The organism is Nostoc sp. UIC 10607 (assembly GCF_047228265.1).
Taxonomy (GTDB): Bacteria; Cyanobacteriota; Cyanobacteriia; order Cyanobacteriales; family Nostocaceae; genus Nostoc; species Nostoc foliaceum_A.
In genome coordinates this window covers 1-18,768 of sequence record NZ_JBIQNW010000087.1, presented here as the reverse complement: position 1 = coordinate 18,768, position 18,768 = coordinate 1, and the positions used below count along the sequence as shown (strand labels likewise).

Annotated in this window: 9 protein-coding genes and 2 pseudogenes; 6 read left to right on the top strand and 5 right to left on the bottom strand. The window is 38.8% G+C overall.

The annotated features are described in order from the left end of the window. The first annotated feature begins 987 nt into the window (after positions 1 to 987). Positions 988 to 1,917, top strand: a complete 930-nt coding sequence (locus tag ACEYW6_RS32740; RefSeq protein ID WP_412983070.1) for a tyrosine-type recombinase/integrase — start codon at positions 988 to 990, stop codon at positions 1,915 to 1,917. Positions 1,918 to 2,038: 121 nt separating this feature from the next. Here the strand turns inward: ACEYW6_RS32740 and ACEYW6_RS32735 are convergent, their stop codons facing one another. Next, positions 2,039 to 5,704: a plasmid replication protein, CyRepA1 family gene (locus ACEYW6_RS32735; protein ID WP_412983069.1), complete on the bottom strand. Its 3,666-nt coding sequence runs from the start codon at positions 5,702 to 5,704 to the stop codon at positions 2,039 to 2,041. Continuing rightward, positions 5,704 to 6,237 carry a hypothetical protein gene (locus ACEYW6_RS32730; protein WP_412983068.1) on the bottom strand — a complete coding sequence of 178 codons (534 nt, stop codon included), beginning with the start codon at positions 6,235 to 6,237 and terminating at the stop codon, positions 5,704 to 5,706. The genes ACEYW6_RS32735 and ACEYW6_RS32730 overlap by 1 nt, the downstream gene beginning before the upstream one ends. Positions 6,238 to 7,044: 807 nt before the next feature. On the opposite strand from ACEYW6_RS32730, the gene ACEYW6_RS32725 reads away from it, so the two are divergent. The 3 genes from ACEYW6_RS32725 (at position 7,045) to ACEYW6_RS32715 (ending at position 11,404) form a co-directional block, all read left to right on the top strand. Then, positions 7,045 to 8,457, top strand: coding sequence for an NB-ARC domain-containing protein (locus tag ACEYW6_RS32725; protein WP_412983067.1), 1,413 nt, complete (start codon positions 7,045 to 7,047; stop codon positions 8,455 to 8,457). Between the two features lie 21 nt (positions 8,458 to 8,478). Beyond that, positions 8,479 to 10,308 (top strand): protein kinase domain-containing protein, encoded by a 1,830-nt coding sequence (locus ACEYW6_RS32720; protein ID WP_412983066.1) that lies wholly within the window; start codon positions 8,479 to 8,481, stop codon positions 10,306 to 10,308. Positions 10,309 to 10,684: 376 nt separating this feature from the next. Next, the gene (locus tag ACEYW6_RS32715; RefSeq protein ID WP_412983065.1) at positions 10,685 to 11,404 is read left to right on the top strand and encodes a hypothetical protein; all 720 of its coding nucleotides are present in this window, start codon (positions 10,685 to 10,687) and stop codon (positions 11,402 to 11,404) included. A 14-nt stretch (positions 11,405 to 11,418) separates the two neighbouring features. Here ACEYW6_RS32715 and ACEYW6_RS32710 read toward each other — a convergent pair whose 3' ends face one another. The 3 genes from ACEYW6_RS32710 to ACEYW6_RS32700 form a co-directional block, all read right to left on the bottom strand. After that, positions 11,419 to 13,857, bottom strand: a complete 2,439-nt coding sequence (locus tag ACEYW6_RS32710) for a CHAT domain-containing protein (protein WP_412983064.1) — start codon at positions 13,855 to 13,857, stop codon at positions 11,419 to 11,421. 38 nt (positions 13,858 to 13,895) lie between these two features. After that, the gene (locus ACEYW6_RS32705; protein ID WP_412983063.1) at positions 13,896 to 16,325 is read right to left on the bottom strand and encodes a filamentous hemagglutinin N-terminal domain-containing protein; all 2,430 of its coding nucleotides are present in this window, start codon (positions 16,323 to 16,325) and stop codon (positions 13,896 to 13,898) included. Positions 16,326 to 16,633: 308 nt separating this feature from the next. Continuing rightward, positions 16,634 to 17,311, bottom strand: coding sequence for a ferritin family protein (locus tag ACEYW6_RS32700; protein WP_412983062.1), 678 nt, complete (start codon positions 17,309 to 17,311; stop codon positions 16,634 to 16,636). Between the two features lie 445 nt (positions 17,312 to 17,756). On the opposite strand from ACEYW6_RS32700, the pseudogene ACEYW6_RS32695 reads away from it, so the two are divergent. Both ACEYW6_RS32695 and ACEYW6_RS32690 read left to right on the top strand, forming a co-directional pair. Beyond that, positions 17,757 to 18,064: pseudogene (locus ACEYW6_RS32695) on the top strand (ShlB/FhaC/HecB family hemolysin secretion/activation protein); the annotation flags it as partial. Between the two features lie 417 nt (positions 18,065 to 18,481). Then, a pseudogene (locus ACEYW6_RS32690) lies at positions 18,482 to 18,768 on the top strand (hypothetical protein); the annotation flags it as partial.

Below are 18,768 nucleotides of genomic sequence, written 5' to 3'. Positions count from 1 at the left end.
AAAGCGTATCATCTAGGTAAACTTGGACTGCCCACGCTTATTAAATCGTGTAATTCATCATGATGAATTACCTTGATGCTATCATCGCCAAGTGTGTCAGCGCATTCTTCAAGCGATGGCTTTTGTAAAGAGATGCTACTGCCAACGGCTACCATTGGCGATCAAAAATTATCTCAGGCTTAAACACTTGCAGGATTGCTTTATCTAATTTTTGCTCATCGAAACAGTGCTGAGTACCTAGTTAGATTGCTGGGTAAGAAAGCAATAATTGCATTCAGTACAGGAAGTCTGTACCCCTACGGGGATCTTGCTACGCATAGCGTCTCTAAAAGTTGCCCCTGCTTTTAAGCCCTGGTGTCCATTAAAGAATTAATTGTCAGTTTTAAATAATTAGTGTCCAAACGCATCGGAGAAAAGTTTGAGTTTTTGGTACGCAAGTTTTACCTGTCCGTTTTTTGAAGAATTTTTTATAGAGCAATCAAACCACTCTCAAAAAATAAACTAAAAATGACTCTATAGTTTTATGGCGTGATAGCGCTGAAAAAGCAGTACACTGAGGTGTAAATAAACCCCCTATTCCGATTGGTACTGAAGCAACATAAGTAGGGGAGAGTTTTGTACAAGTTCTTTAAAATAGGCACCTTTGTCCATTTTTTTAACCAAAAACTACATTGGTAGTATTTGTATATTGCATCTGGAGGACGCTCTTTGACCTCTTATATCATTTATTAACTATAAAGTCATTTTTAGTTTATTTTTTTCACCTATTTTTAGGTTTTTCAAAATAAATACCCTGCTGAACAATTGCATAACAGTATTGTGTTTGTCACGCTCCTCAGTATTAGAGGTGTACTATACGCAAAAATCGAGAAATTTTCAGTCGCTTGAGGGTGAGTTGAAACGCCCATTTTAAAGGACAATAAAAATCAGACACTATAAAACCAGACACAACTACAATTGTGTCTGATTATTAAGTGAGTAATAAAAATGACCCTCTCTCTTGTCCACATAACAGCGCATAGAAAGGCGATCGCTTCCTTGCCAGTGGCACAGGCGGAGGCGAAGTTGATTGGTCTGTGGTTGGAAGGAAAAGCAGAGTCATCTATCATCTCTTACCGACGCTACATTAGGCGATTTCTGGAATTTTTGGACAAGCCCCTCAAAAAAGTGACTTATGAAGATTTGGTAGAATACGCCAGTTGTTTTGGGGGCAATGCCCAAAGTACAAAGCGGATATATATTGCCGCAGCTAAAAGCTTGATTAGTTTCGCTCATAAAATTGGATATCTCCCTTTTAATGTGGGTATGGCACTAAAACTGGGTGAATTGCCAGATGTAATCAACGAACGCTATCTCGATGAAGCTGATATTAAATTGTTGGTACGGGCAGCTTCTAAGCATTTAGCGGATGCGAAAACTCCTAAGCGACAGTACACAGCCAAAAGAAATTTGTTGATTATCAAACTGCTGTATCAGGCAGGGTTACGGGCAAGTGAAATCTGTGATCTGACTTGGGGAGATTTGACACCCCGTGGCGACAGTGGTCAGGTGTATGTTCGTAAAGCCAAGGGCAGCAAAAATCGGACAATTCTCATCAAGCAGAAACTCTGGATGGAATTAATGGAGTTCAAAGCTTCGGCTCACTCCAATCAAGCAGTGTTTCCAAGTCAAAAGGGGGGACACCTCGACCGTCAAAACTTGCACCCGATTGTCAAAGCAATTGCACAAGAAGCCGGATTAAGCGAACTGGTTTCGGCTCACTGGTTACGTCATGCCCACGGTTCTCATGCTATTGAGCGCGGGACTAATCCAGTGCTGGTGAAAGAAACTTTGGGTCATGCCAATTTAGCCATCACCGATCGCTATCTCAAGGCTAGACCGAATGACAGTAGCGCTTTGAACTTGATGGATCTTTGACATTTACACAAACTCTAAGATTTTAACCAGTGAGAATGCAGCACAAATAAGAACCAGTGGCATCGATTGCTACTGGAAACTAAGCAGAAAAACTGCTTTCAAATGCCAAAGGGATTTTTCCCTAGCCAGCCCCCTCCATAGGCAACACTTCTTCGGAGAGCCATTCATAAAATTCAGGAACTTGAGATTCCACAAGTCGCAGCTCATTTGCCGCGACCGTCTCCAACTCCAGCACCGTCTCCCAGCGCAAATCCTCAACCCATCGCTTAAGGATGCCCTTAATCGCATCAACCCCCTGCTTGATACCAGAGCGTAGCATTTCCACACAATGAAGTAGGGTAGTGCGATCGGTCGGAGGCGACTCAAATTCGGTAGTATCCTCCCCTTGGCAATGGGAGTTCCCTATAGCATCAAGGGGGGGGATGGATACGGGCTGGTGATTTGGGTTTGCACTATACACAGCAGGGGTTTCGGCAGCATAATAGGTTCGATTTTCTTTTTGATTACGCTTCGTTTCACGATGAGCAATTACATGCATTGCAAATTCCAATTGCTCTTTATCTAAAGAGAAAAGTTTCACCTGTTGACCACGTTTACCCTGCTTACGGAAAGTCAACTTTAGCCCCAGCTGCTCTACCATTGTGGCCAGCAACCAAATAGGTTTACAGTCACTGGGAATAGTAAACCCAAGAATTGCTTTGACGTGAGCAGCACAATGTATAGCGATGTCCCTCATCTTAAGTAAGGTGGAATCCGAGGCGGTAAATTCCTCTCCCGCAACTAAACGCTTGAGAATCTGATGCAGCCCCAGGTTAAATCTAGCCAGCCACCGTGCCGAGTAATTCCCCCAGTCGATGCACAAAGGTAAATTGTCCCGCTCGGTGCGGTCTTTTTGGGTGACAATTGTTGGTGGTGTAGGATAACTTTGCCCAGTTTTGGGGTCAGTAAACGATTCTTCGGGTGGGGCTAAAATGGCCTCAAGTCCAGCAATTGCTCTAATTAAGCGACCACCTTTATCCATTTCTACGAGTGATTCGGTTACTTCGATGCCGTAAGAATCAGAAATGCGGAACTTTTCGCATTCAAAAATTTCATTAGGGTCAAGGTAATCTTTGCTCTGACGGGCACGGTACTCGCTCAAAGTAATATTCTTAGCCTTGGCAACAGCCGAATTGTGGGCACTATCCAAAGCTTGTGCTGCTGCTTTTAGACTTTCAAGAGATTGAGGATCTGAATCACTGCCCACATATATAAATGTATTGCCCATTTCGGTGAGGAGCGATCGCAAATCATCACGCAGATTATTAAGAGAATAGTGGCGGTTAGCCATAATTTGGCAGTAAGCCTCAAGCGCCCAATCTTTCTCTGCGCCCCGCTTACCCGTTTCTCTGTCAATCCGCAACAGAAAAGCGGTCATTTCATTGGTTTGGAGCAAGCGCTCTTTAATCTTGGTAGCATTGGTATCCTTGTAACCAAAGGGAGGACGCGGGGCCACCCAAATATGAAACGGAACTTTCGGGCGATACCGGTACAGTTGTTGGGCACACTCAGTAGCGGTTTGGCTTACGCCGTGAAACACGCCAAACACTAAGTCAAAATGATACTCAGAAATATCGACACCAGTCCCCAGGCTAGGGGAAGTGAACAAGGCATCAAAGTTTTTGACAGCGTTGGTGATATCTTTGATGAAAGCGACATTTTCATCACTGCCAGAATTGTCAGAGTGAACCGACCAGATACGCCATTTTTTTTGTGTATGTGATTTTTCGGAGTTAGATTCTTCGTACTTGATAGTAAAGGATTTGTCGAGTTTTTTGATGAAACGCTTACTGTCACTTGCAACCATGACTTTATCACCTTGCATCAGTGCTGCCGAAATCTGGGCAACTAAGGCGCTAGAATTATCCCCCTCGTACCAATAAATTGTGCGTGAACCGTTTCGCCACTCGTTTTTGATAATGTACGGGACTTCACCTTTTGGTCGCATTGCAAGAAAGAAGTCTACTGTTAAATCATCCATGTGTGCGTCGGCAATTACCACCAGTGGCGCATTGTATACTATATATTCCAGTACCTCCAAAATGGCGGCGCGATGTTGTTTGCAAGTATTACTATGTAGCAGGTGGGTAAGGTATTGGCAGGCTTCATCTATAAATATGCAACCGTAGGTGAGAGACTGGGTATTCAGCTTATGCAAGCTGTCAATAGTAATACTAAGGGCTTGGGCCTGAGCTAAACCTGTGTAACCCAAGTCGGAGTACATGGCAGTTTTGAGTCGTTCGGCAAGATTTTTCAACAAGTTAACCCGATGTCCATTGTTGAGGAACCGCGCGTCGGGGTTTTGGTCACGCCACCAGCGCATAAGTTCAGTTTTACCAGTACCCATGTCGCTCCAGAGTACGACTAGTCCTGATTTTGGGAAATTGAAGGTAGGGGATTTCTTCGATTTGGATGAATCAACTCCGCCAGAATCGGTAGACTCCTTGTTTGGAGGATGTCCTTTTATAGATGGCGTGAAAAGTTGTTCCTTTTCAAGATCATAAAGCTCAGGCACTCTCAAGCATTTTTCTTCAAGTTCAGGAATGCACAAAGCCTCAGAGAGATACTTGATATTAATAGTGACATCTGGTTTGTACTTACTTAGTCCCCATTTTTTCGCCCGATACGAGCGCTGGTAATCGGCAAGTGATTTGGCATCATCTATAATTGCAGTCAGTAGAGCATCAGCATTTTCACCGCGACCAACCACAAAATCATCAACGCCTTTTTCTGGCCCCGGCAGTAATGCAACTTCACATTCAGAACCAGCCGATTCGATTGCTTTTGCAGTACGAACAGTGGCTTGAAACACCGACCACCTGGTTTTAGAAGAAGTTTCGTAGTCGAATAAAATAATGAACTTGCGTCCCGCCTGAGCCATTGGTACTAAGTCAGGATGCAACCGTTCATCAAAATCTTGTTTGCCCACGCGCCCGTTCCAAATCCCCGGAAGTGCGATCGCTACAAACCCTAAACTAAGCAAGCAGGCCGCTTTTTTTTCGCCCTCGCATAAGATAACTGGAATCTCTGGATGCTGTTTTACCCACTCCCAGAAGGAGATTTGTAAATTTTTCTGCTGAGAGCCGATGTTTAATTCTTTGTGCTGCCCAACCCATGACCAAAACATTAGGGGATTGAGTATGCCTTTTATGCACAGTGCTACTCGGTAACTTAACTGGGCGATTTGCGTTAGGATTGCCTGGTATTGTCCTAGTTGCAAGAGCGAAGGCAAGAGAGCGGCATTGCGAGAAGCAGCGTTCTTTCGACTTTTAAGCTTTAGCTTTTTCCCACGTTTTGCAAAAAGCACTTGTGCAATATCGGAAACGTTATAGCGCCGTGCAACTAGATTCAAAATACAGTTGGGAACATCGAAATAAGTAACACGGTTGGCTGTCTTGGGCGGTGATTCGTACTTAACTGGCTTGCCTTTTTCCCAATCAATGCGAGGGAAGTTGGGCTTGATCCTTCCCCACTCCATCGGTTGCCAGTTTTTAAAGGGGTCAAGTGATTGAATCCACGTCCCACCCAACAGCAAATGCTGATACAGCTTTAAGTATCCATCCGTGACCCGACCCGCATTCTTGCGTGGGATTTTATCAGATATGAACAGGAAATCATAAACTGATTCTCCCTCTACATGGAAAAAGTTGTGCTTAATCAACGCCGGATGAATGGCGCTACCAGCTAACAACTCATGGTATTCCGCAGCCGTGAGATTGTTTGGATATTCAGTTGTCGCTGCGTTCATTAGTTCTCCCCTTGCGGTTCCTTAGAGAGAACTATTAGTTCGCTTTCGTGACTTGGCGAGGTAAAGGGTAAAGCGTAAAGGGTAAAGGTTTTTGGCCCCTGACCCTTTAGCCTTTCACCTTTCCCTAGTCCAAACCTAGCAATTTTGGGTTGGTAGACTACTATGTTTGCAAGCAATAACTGCCAGCAATAAGACCTTAGACTTTTTACAGAAGTGGAGAAAAGGGGCAGGGGAAAGGGTGAAAGGGATGGAATTTCCCCTGATCCTTTAACCTTTAAACTTTTCCCGACATCTTGCAAAAGTTCTTTCTGCAAGATGTCTCCTGTGTCGCAAGCGATTGCGGCTGCTTGACCAGCTATATTTTTGTCGTCTTCATTGAAACACAGCCAATTTGAAAGCTGTGAAACTCTAGCTTTTGCAAGGATATTCTTGAAATTACCTTCTACCACAGCATAAAGCTGAGGTACGAACACTGTAATGCATGATTCCATGCGCTCAACTACTGAGCTATTGAAACTTTTTTCATTTAACACGGTTTATTCCCCTGATTACTTGGTTTTCAAGCTTCAGAGGGGGTTATTCACGCTGCTACATCTTTTAACTACAAAATTCGGGTTTTATCTTAATCAAACTTCACATTTTACTAATTTGGGGAATTTCGACAGTCAAAATTTGCCGCAAGGAATAGACTTTCCAAGCGGTAGATCCTATAATGGATCTGGCAGCGCGGATTATACTCTCGGACAATTTTAGTGGTCGTCTTGGTCGGCAAACTTCAACGACAACTTATTTTGTTCCTTCGAGATCAACCCCGCTCTAAAAGAAAGATGGATTTTACCAACACACAAAGCGCCTACTCCTTAGTGGCGCTTTGTGCTTTAGATTTTTTGAGGCTTTCACTTTCATATTTCCCTTCATCTCATTAGCTTGGTTATCCTAGCTCTCAAAGCTTTCATGCTTTGAGCTTAGTATAAGTAGAGTGATGATGCATCCGTTACAGTCAAATTCAAAAAGTGAAAAGTGATCTGATATCTTCAACATCCCCTACTTAGAGGCGTTTAGGCGTTTATTGATTTTGAGTGTTGCTTCTAGTTCTCTTGCAATTATACTAGTTTTGGCAATTTCCCAAAACTATTCTTAGCCGAGTACGTACTTGCCCTAAAATATAGCAGTATCATAATACAATAGCAACTCCAACCGTTAAGATTCGTCAAGTCTAAAGTATATTATGTAGGGAAAAGTAGACTATGTAAGATTTTTAAAAGATTTTCTGCTAAAAAGTATGTACTTATTGTTTGGTGAAATTAAGAAAAACAGTAGTCAAAGGAGCTTAATAAAAGGTGAATGCTAAAGAAGCTATCCAAGTCATAGATGACTTAGTGTTTGCAAAACAAGGCAGGTGGCTAGAGGAGCCAGAAAAAATTGTGCTTAGATCGGCTTGGCTTGATCTAGATTATAAGGATATAGCAGAGAAGAGTCCCTATGACATTAATCTTTTGCAACGGCGTGTAGCACCTAAGTTATGGGTACTATTAACAGGGATATTAGGGAATGGAGAAAAAGTCACTAAGAAACGACTCCGGGGCATTGTAGAAAAACAGATAGTACTAGCTGACAAGGAACCAGCAGAATGGAATGAAGCTGTTGTTGGTCTACCCATACTCTCAGGAAGTCTACCTGACATATCTAATTTTTATGGTCGAACTCCTGAACTAGCGATGCTAAAAGAATTGATAGCTCAAGAGCGTTGTGTAGTAATTGTAGGAACGGCTGGAATTGGGAAAAGTGCTTTAGTTGCTAAATTAGTTCAAGCTTTGCGTATGGGATCGTATGAGTTTAACAGTTTTATTTGGAAGTCAGTTTCGTATAGTCCGTTGCTTACGGATTTAGTTGGTGACCTGCTTAGAACTTTGGCTTGTTTAGAAAAAGAGGAGCTAGATTTACCAGAATCTATCCAAGCCAGGACATCTAAATTGTTTGAGTACCTGCGCTCACGTCGTTATTTGATAGTTTTCGACTCAGCAGAGGGCTTATTACAGGGAGATAGAAATACCAGTTCAAATGCCTACGGTAAGCAGTATGCAGAGTATGGGACGTTCTTTAATAGACTGATAGAGGAACAGCATCAAAGTTGTTTACTACTAACTAGTCGTGAACCATTTATTGATTTTAATCGCCTGCAAAAAAAGGGACAACCAGTTAGGTCGGTAAAACTTGAAGGCTTGGGAAAGGAGGCTTTAGAAATTTTCCGTTTCCACGGTTTAACTGATGAGAATAAATGGAGAGATTTAATTAAAACTTATCGTGGAAACCCTTTATCTTTGAAGATGTTAGCTGAAAAAATTCAAAATTTCTTTGGTGGAAATGTAAGTAATTTTTTAAAATTTCAAACTGTCTTGATGACAGACATATTTCAAGAGAGCCTGGATGAATTATTTCAAGAGAGAGGTCGTTTAACTATTCTTGAGAAACAGATTATGTTTCATTTAACAGAAGAACTAACTAAAGAGTCTGGGAATTTAATTACATTGAACGGGTTGCTTAGAGAATTTAAGGATAGACCACAGAACGAGGTAACAACCTCAGAAGTATTAGAAGCTATAGAGGGGTTATATGCACGTTCTTTAATTGAGCAAGAAATAACTGATAGCAAAGAAGTACTATTAAGCTTGGAACCTCAAGTTATAAAGTATGTTTGTACTTATGCTTTAAAACTAGTTCAAAATACAGTTTATGATTTTAAATCAGCTTGATTATTCTACTAGCTTAAAAATGTGAGTTATTGTATTAATCCTAAATGTAAGCAGCGGCAAAATCCTGATGATATTGAGAGATGCCTTAATTGCGGAACAGAACTGCTAATTGACCAGCGGTTTCGATTAATTAAACCATTACGCCCTTTAGATTTTCGTTATAACACAGAAATCTTTGAAGTAGTGGATGATGAAGGTACTCATAAAGTAATTAAGGTATTGGGATCGCAAAAGCCCAAGGAGATCAGTTTACTGGAGCGAGAAACACTGACGCTTCAACTGTTTAACCATCCAGGTATTCCTAGAGTTATAGACGATTTATTTACTGTTACACTCCATAATAGTTCCAGTGATCTGCATTGCTTGATCATGCAGAAATTTGAGGGACAGAACTTAGAACAATGGATGGAAGCTAACGGAAGAATATCTCAAGCTTTAGCGCTAAATTGGCTTATACAATTAGTAAAAATTCTTGATGAAGTACATCGCAGTGGTTTTTTCCATAGAGATATTAAACCTTCCAATATAATTGTTCAACCTGATGGTCAGTTAGGTTTAATAGACTTTGGTGCAGTCAGGGAAGTAACTCGTAGCTATCTAGCGAAAGTTAGTGGAAGTGGGGGGAATGATATGGGGATGGGTCAGCACGAAGTTACAGTACTTGTAACAGCTGGTTATACTCCCCTAGAACAAATTAATGGGCAGGCAGTACCGCAATCAGATTTCTATGCTTTAGGGCGAACACTAGTATATTTAGTTACGGGTCTTCATGTACTTGACCTGCCAGCAGACCCAAACACAACAAGACTTATTTGGAGAGATAAAGCGCAACACATTGAGAAACCCTTTGCAGATTTGCTAGATGATTTGATTGCTCCGGCTCCAGGGCAGCGTCCAATATCTACACAAATACTTTTGGCGCGTTTAGAAGACCTGCCTCGCCAACTTAAAAATTTTAGATTTACTCAATCTAAAACGTTTAAAATCAGTGCATCTGTTGGACTTTTCGCTTTAGGAGTATTGTTTATTTTCAAAATATTATTACCGCTAGGAGCTAATATTTTTGCGGCTCAAGGAGAGATATCTGAGGCAGCAAATGATTCTCAGGGCGCACAAGAGTACTTTAAGCTAGCTGTAAAATTTAATCCTCAAGTTAAAAATTCTATTGCCAAATTTTATTTTGATAAAGCATCTCGTAGTACGAAAAATTTACGAGATGGTAAAAAATATTATGAATTATCTTTAAAATATAATAATCAAGATGTAGACACTTATAATAACTTAGCTTTTGTCTGTCAGTTATTAAATGAATTTGAGTGTGTAACTAATAATTATGAGAAGGCTTTGAAGTTAAAGCCTGACACTTGGGGAGGACGTTATGGATTAGGAAGCTTTTATGATGATCAAGGTAAAAATGATTTAGCAGAGCAGCAGTACTATCTGGCCTTAAAAAGTAATAGTCAAGCAATCCCAGTCATCAATAATCTATCAAGGTTAAAAATTATAAAAAGTGACTATAATGCAGCGACTTCTCTAGCATTAGAAGGGTTAAAAAATACTAAAGAACCAAAATTACAAGCTGCATTATATAAAAATTTAGGTTGGGCAAAGTTAGAGCAGAAAAAATGGCAGAAGGCGAAGGAATATTTAGAGAAAGCCGAAGAATTAGATCCTCAAAGAGCAGATACTTACTGCTTGTTGGCACAAGTTCAAGAAGCTTTAGGTGATAACGATAATTCCTGGCTTTCCTGGGAAGTCTGCTTGCTATTTGAGTCCAAACAGCCAGAAGTCTTTCGTTGGCGATCAAAGGTATTAGAAAGAATTAGGCTTAAACCTTCTTCTCCACAGTAAAAGACGAACCCATAATAGGCTTTGATGCTATCAACTCAACCAAATTGAATACCTTTTTACTCTCTAGTTAGATTAAACTACAATGCTGATCATATCTAAGCCAATCAAAAAAATCTTTGCAGTTCGTCGAGTTACAACCCTCGTATCAATATCAGCAGTAATCTTTTTGATGAATAGCAGTGCATGGGGACAGCAGCGGATATCAGAAAAGGAATTGTGCGATGAACCAAGTGGTCGAGTTTACAGTACGGGCGATCGCTTCCTTAAATCGGGAAGACTATTGTGTCTAGGAGATCGGATTCATCCTATCAACAGAAGTACGGTCAAAGTTCTTTGCTTCTTAAATCGAAAGATTCTGTATTTGAAGCAGAGTACTATGTTTAATGCACAAATATGTGCGCCCCCACAAAACGAAGCTATACAGTGTTCAGTATTAAATATTGTTCCTTGTCCACATGACTACAAGAGTCCAGATGATCAAAAAAATGCGCCGATTGTAACGAGTCCTTACGGTAGTTCAATTATAAATAGCCGTCCAGAAATTTCTTGGCGCTCAGTGGAAAATGCAGATAGTTATACAGTTTCAGTGAAAGGCAATGGCGTTGAGTGGGAAATAAAAGTGAAAAACTCTACTATACTAACCTATCCGAAAGATGAGAAAGAGTTACAGTATGGTAATACGTATACAATTACGGTAATTAATAACCAGGGGGATCGACCGCTGAATTACTACCCTAAAGTAGTCCACCTTTTACCTGTTGATGATGTTAAGCGAATTAGAGATGAAGTTAAGCAAGTAAAAGATTTGGGATTGCAGGCTGACGAAGCTGCTTATCTCGATCTAGATGCAGTATTCATGTCAAAACTTATTTTAGATGAATCAATTAAAACATTAAAAGCACAAGTTGTGGCAGGGAGTAAAAATCCAACTATTTACAGACTACTGGGCGATCGCTATTTAGGAGCTTTGTTACCATCTGAGGCAGAACAAGCCTATACGATAGCAGGTGAATTGGCTAAGAGCAGTGCCAACAAATCAGAATTGGAAAAGATACAATCAGGTTTAAACTTGCTGAAATGGTTAAAAGAACAATGATTAAATCGACAAAACTATAGCCAACCTCCAATAAGTACAAATGCTGCCCAATGAGAAGGGTGTTGGTGTTTAGGATTTGATAGCAGTTGTAATTGTGCTTGACGGAGTGCTTCAACTTTTGTCAAACCATCTTTTAGTCTCTGATAAAACTCTTTCATAAGTAAAGCACTGGAATCAGCATCTACTTGCCATAAAGTGGCTATTGTACTTCTGGCTCCGGCTTGCACTGCCACTCCAGCCATTCCTAATGCTGAACGCTTGTTGCCTTTGGCTGTCTGGCAAGCACTCAAAACTAATAATTCAATTCCTGACGGACTAAACTGAGTTTTTTCTTTAATTAAATCATTAAATTCAGAAACAATAATTGGTTTATCCCATGCAAAAATCATGGTTCGCTCAACAATAGAACTAAATTGCGCGTGAGTAGTTAAGTGAACTATTGAAAAATCATTTGAACTTAATTCTTTGGTTAATAATAGGCTAATAAACTCTTCATTTAACAGCACTTTTGAAGAACTCATTCCTTGTTTGACATTTGCTATCTCTACTTCAACCCCTGGCAAAGCTTTAAGTCCTTTAGGAGCATTGGAAGCGAAAAAACTAGGGCTAACCTTGCTGACCCCAGCAATGAAGGCTCTTAACTGGTTCTGTTTTAAAAGTTTAGGTTGTTGTACTCTTGAACCTAAAGTACCTGTAATCCCGTAGCGTTCGAGCAGATAATTCTTTCCATCATGCAGTAGACCCATTGGTAAACTTTGAAACGATGAATCTGTAGTAAACACTATTGTTCCTGATGTTGGTAAATATTTGATAGGTGCAATCAAATATTTATAAATTGCTTGAGAATAAGAGAGTATTATATCTTCGCTAGCGTAAGCTAGACTGTTGTCTTGTAAAGTATTTACTAAATTATTAATATGTTCCCTAATTAATTCAGACTCAACAGAGTGGTGATGAAGTGGTTGTTTGGGAGATTTAGAGATAACTTCTATACTGTCACCTAAATCTATGATATGAATAATTATTAAACTATCATCTAAGTTTTGTATTTTATCTATAGGCAAAAGGTTAAGTTTGCCACATTTTAGATAGTCTTCTAGTTCCGCTATGTGGAGTTGATCGTGAATTTGGCTTATTAAAGCATAATCGGGTGCAGCGCTTTGAGCTATCAACTTCATATAATTGCGATAAACAGGTTCTACCTTTTCGTAAAAGAAAAATTGGGAATCAGAATTACTCGACAAGAGATCAGTTCGAATATTTGTAATACTGTTAACAGCTGCACCGTAAGCTTGACGGGCGGCATCAACTTTTCCTTGTTTTTGATACAATTTGCCTAACTGCTCTTGTAAGGAGTATACGATATCTTCCGCGTGAATTGATTGAGCCAGAGTTAAAGCTGTTTCAAAATAATCGAGCGACTTTTCGGGTTCTAGTTCACCTAAGACTTCTAAACTTTTAGCTTCTAACTTTTGACTATTAATAGTTTTTGCTCTTTGCCAAGCATCTTGAGCATATTCAATAGCCTCTGCGTACATCTGTTGATCTGGTATTTTACTTAAGCTATTGGCAAATTTTAATCTGGCTTGAATAGACTGTTCGGGTGGCAAACTAGAGAAAGCTGTGGATTCGTTTAATATTTCATTAATTAACGGTTGAATTTGTTGGTTAATTTTTGCCTTGGTATCTGGAAGATTAGGTTGCTTTTTTAACCACTCCTCAAAGTCTAATAATAAATCTAACAGGTTGATTTGAGCTTGAAGTTTTAAATTTATTGGTGTGTTCGAGCGAGTTCTTAACAACTGATATTGAGCTAGTGCTGACTGTGCTTCTTGTGGAATGAAATTAGCAAGCTCATCTAATATTAGTGGTTCATCTATCCACTCGTACTGGTGTTTTGCTCGTTTATAGATATCTTTTTTTGTATTCCCTAACGACAAAATAATATTGTTAGCTAGCTCTTGCGATATATTTGTTGAAAATGATATTTGTTGTAAAATAGCTTCCGATTCATTTAACTTATAATTCAAACGTAGCACTTCCCCTAAACTTTGCAATGCCAGCAATTTAGCTGGTGTCAAAGGAATTTGTTGAACTATTTTTTTAATTTTTGCTATTTCTGTTTGAGACGCAGGCAATATTGTTACCTCACAGAGCCATTTATCCAAATTCAACGCCCCTATCAGTTTTTTACAAGCCTGAAAATGTAGCCCTAATTTTTGTAAAGCGAAGTTCTGGTAAACTAAACTTTCTGTAATACCCTCTTGATTGTTTAATTGGCGATAAAGCTTTGTTGCCTCTTGCCATGTCTTTAGTGCTTCTGCTGCTCGATCTTGGTTCAATTGTTCTCTACCTGTTTTTAGCAGCAGTTGAGCTTGTTGCTGTTTTGGCTTGTCTTTGACAGTTCCAGCTAATAATACAAAAGGCGAATTGCAAACTATTGCAATAGTCAAAACCCCTAAAAATAAATACTTGAGCCATCTGTTTTTAATCATCGCTGTAGCTTGTTTCTTTCTATCGATGGGAACAATTGTGATATTGGAGTTAGAGAAGAGCATGAACTATAGTTTAAGGAGTTATCAGAAGTTACTTTGTTCGGCTTAGTTGCTACCAACATGACTTGTCCATTTGAATCGAATACCCAACCCTGAGCTTCAACAATTTGCGTAGTCTCTTCAATTGTTGAAGATCGCGTTTTCGCTAAAGGTTCATTTTCTTCAACTGAAAGAAAACTACTTTCTAGAAAAGCCTGATTATATAGTGGGTTGTCCAACTCAGGTAGAGCACTTTCTCTACCTCTGACAACAAAGTTACCTGTTACTGCACCTGCACGCCCTGGGCAAACTGATGTTATTTTTGGGGTTGATGTAGGTAATTGTGGTTGAATATTAGCCAGTTCTGGTTTAGTCAGAGAGCTATTTACTTCAACATTACCGTTAATCCCTTGTTGCGAAGAGGCTTCTAGTTGAGTATCGTCAGAGAAGACGAATGCTTGAGTATTGATTGTGATATTTCCACCTCTGCCCTGAAAAGCATTTGCTGTAATTCGGCTATTGTTGGAACCAACGATGACTTCAGTGTTGATTATGATGTTGCCGCCGTTGCCTAACTTTGTTGATGCAGTAATTTCGCTTTTGTTATTTAATAAAATAAATTTAGAATTGATATTAAGTGTTTCTGCATTGCCTGAACCTTCATTACTAATACTAATAACTCCACCATCTACCACCCTTAATAAGTTAGTATTGATATTTATCTCTCCAGAATCTCCAAGCGTAGAAGGAGATATACCCACCGTTTGTTGAATAGGAATGCTAGGGACAGCAGCAGATGAAGATAAACTACTTCTAACAGATAATCCAGGTGTTTTTGCTTCACCATCGACTGTTATAGAATCAGAAGCATTAATAAAAATATTTCCAGCGCTACCTGTCGCTAATGTGGAAGTACTAACTGCACCTCCATTAGTAATTAAAAATCTTTCTGTATTTATATATAATGCTCCAGCATTCCCATTAGAAAATGCTGTATTAGATAAAGAACTAGGCGAAAATATAGGTGTTACTCCAGTAACTTCAATCGAAGAGGCATTTATACTTACATTTCCTACATCTCCATTACCAAGATTTGCAATTCCTACTACTGCCCCATCTTTAATAGTTAGATTCCCCGTTGATAAAGTGATATTGCCACCACTATTTTCTGAGCTATTAATAATAGAAAGATTGCTAAATATTCGAGGAACTATAGGTGAAGCCCCATTTATTTGTATAGAATCTGAAGCATTTACTACTACATCACCAGGCACTCCTGCACTAAAAGCAAAACTTCCTATCTGCGCCCCTTCTTCAATAATTAAGTTCCTAGTATCTACTCTTAAGCTAGCACCAGTACCTTTTGCTTCAGGATAAATTGTGGAACCAATGGCACTACGAAGTCCAGGTTCAATTGGTGATGTGCCAGTTATTTGTATAGAATCAGTAGCACTAACTTTTATTATTCCTATTGAATCGCTTTGTCTTAAAAGACCAGATTCGATTTGAGAACCGCCTTCTATTTTTATATCTTGACCTCGAATTTGAATGTCTCCGCTTCCCTCACCACTAGAGTCAACTGATGCTTGGCGAGATAGTCGAATTCTTCCTAGTTCTTGGGCAGTATCATAGCCTAAAGCAAAACCCTTGATTATAGGGCTAATGTCAACTAAACTTTCTCCAGAAACACTACCCAACTCTATTCGACCTCCAGCAGTTTTAAGCGTTGCACCTTCTAAGATAATGTCACCCCCCACTAAAGCCAAAGTTTGATTCGGTTTTACCCGTAAGGCTCTGTCTGTATCAATTAATGTGGAAGTTGTCCTTAATCCAGTCCCATCGCTTGAAACTTGAATTGCACCAGGATTTTTCCCAAACTGTAATCCGATTGGTAAATTAATGCTTAATAATGTTGAAGATTGAGGATTTACAGCATTAAATTCTAAATTATTCGGGAATTTAATTGCGTTAGCGGTACTTCCTAAAAAGGAACCGCCAATATTAAGACGAGCATTCTGTCCAAATATGATGCCGTTGGGATTAATCAAGAATAAGTTCGCCGTGCCGTTGGTTCGGATGAAGCCATCAATGCTAGAAATCGATCCACCTGTAACTCTACTAATGATGTTTTGAATATCTACCGCATTGTTAAAAAAAGTTTCTGAGCCAGTAGAAACAGAAAATTCTTTAAAGCTATGGAATAAATTTGATCCTGCCCTAGTTCCACCATTAATAATATTAGTATCATTAGAAATAGTAACGTTAGAGTTATTGATTAATGTTGTATCTGGAACAATTTGAGCTAAAGCAGATTTTTGAAGTAATAATACATATAAGCTTATTATTTTAACAAAAAATACTACATTTTTTTGAGAATTAAAATTCATAATTAATATTTATCGCCTTAAATACTGGTTGTTGTTCACCTTCACTTAATTCTTATCTTTTACTCAAATTTTTAACAAAAATAATATCTTTTTAAACTATTTTTCAAGTTTTTAACTAATTTAATAAGTTTCTGATTCTTTTTACTAAAGCAATAAAAATAAATATATGGAATTAAATTACGGTAAATGGATAAATTCATGTATTGCCACTTACTCAAATTCATGACTAGCATAACAACTTCCTAAATTTATATTTAGGAGTTTATTGCTGTAAACAGATATTTTTTAGTCTTCTATTAGCTTAAATATTAAATGACGCTTTCAATAACCTTAAAAATAGCTTTAACTTTACGAACGCGCCATTTTTCTACAAAGGTTTCTACTTGTGGAAAAGTCATTTTACGCATCATTGCATCGTAAAGATAAGCAGCATGACTTTTTTCATCTTCTGCAATACTTAATAAACCTAATTTTAGATTACCAATACTTGGATCATTGTCGGGCAAAGCTTTTGCCATTCGCACAAAATCCTTACTAGCATCAAACTCCATAATATATGTACTTGCAAAAAATACATTCCAATCAATGCAGTTAGGAGCTAACTGTTCTCTAGAGTAGCCATCAAAATATGCTGAGAAGAGGCTAATTTCATTTTCTTTTGAATTGCTTTTATATTGCTCAATATTATCTAGCTCGATACTTTCATCAATCTGTTTCAAGGCATGAGCTAAAATCTTACTATGCTTATTTTCATCTTTAGCATGATTTTTCAATTTTTCAGCAAGCCAAAGATCCCCCTCCTTATTTGCACGTTCGCTAAGAGTAGATAAAAACTTAACTGAACTTGACTCTGATAGATATAAACCCCTTACCATGTTCAAACGGGTTTTAGAGTCTCTAATTTGAGAAGCAGAGTAGTAAGCAACAGCACCAGAACTAGCTAAATACATCAAATAGGTTAAAAAATTCATAAAGTCTAAAATCATTAAAAGTATCTTTCTATCAAATGAATTTTTTCATTTAATTTAAAATATAGTTCCAAGTACCAAAATTACAATTACTATATATCGTCAGATGTAGCTTTGGTATTTAGAACTGATTGTAATATTTAAAATATTACATGTTATGAAATATTTTGCAAGTAAATAAATTGATTTCAGCTTGAATTTATCCATAATTTGTCATCCAGAGCAAAATAAAATCGCATATATCAAAATGGAGTATATACTAGTTTTTATAAACTTTATCAAAAGAATAATAATTACGTCGGTTGATACCGAGTTCTGGATATTAAGCCTGAACTTAAGAATTAAGCGCTGAATGCAACCAAATTATCTATACAAAAAGCTAATAGAAAAGTGGTTGATTAAAAGACAACGATATGAATCCAGAGATATTGCTGATTTTGCAAGTGTACAAAGTTGTTGCTAAGATTTTTTCTTAACAGACAATGGAGTATTTGCTTAGGCTGAAGTACAAGTACCAATTCTGCGATCTGGAGGTACATTGCAGGTCATTCCCTTTTCGGGCTTTGGAGTTGCTTGGAACAACTCGAATAGAGATAACTTCTCTAGCAACGCCCAAATACTCTGGCTTCCGTTGGATTAGGACTGCGTTATTCAGGTGAACGCTTCACTGCTGGTCTGGACTGGGGGATTCCTTTGATATCAGTGGATTCGGGTGGAAGAACTTGGCAGGAGAATGGGCTGTATTTTTCGGTGGTTTACAATGCTTTCTAATTTACATATTCGAGCTTTGTTATGCAACAAAATCAATATTCAGATTTTAGGTAAGTATTGTCTAGTGGAAAACGTGATTTTAAGCTTGAAGTTAAAGTTTTGCTCATCGAATAGGGTAAATGCATCAAATCTCTGAAATCCTTACCATACAAGGATATTGGCGATAAACAAGCTGAAATTTAAAATGCCAAAACCCCAGCTATTAAAGGATTCTGCTTTGAATAAAATTTTCGCAACGCTCATCAAAGATTTAGCAATAAAATGTGGATAATCATCAATAATTCTTATGTCTAATTAGTGAAAAATAGTGAGCTTTTCGTGCTAATGAAGTTTATGCAAACTCTCTTGTAAATCAGGTAATTCTGCAATAACATTGTCAGTTATTATTTGTGAAAAAAGCTTGACAAATGCTTGCAGTTGCTTAACTTTTCTATTGTAGAAAGCTGGCATCGGCGTTGTTATATCCGCCGCTTCTCTATTTCGTGGGGTGTGATCGCCTTTGGTTATAGCCGTGATGCGGGCTACCTGAAGATTTCAGCTGCTACCGTATATGAGAACCTCCAGAAATTTTTGCCGACCATTGGTCGGCAAATCCCTCTTCCGACCAATGAACGACAGGTGCGCTCATTGGCGAAAGCCGAGTTGGAACCGGCTGTGCAAGCGGATGTATGGCAGCAGGCAGTAGAGCAGTGCGATTCGTTGAT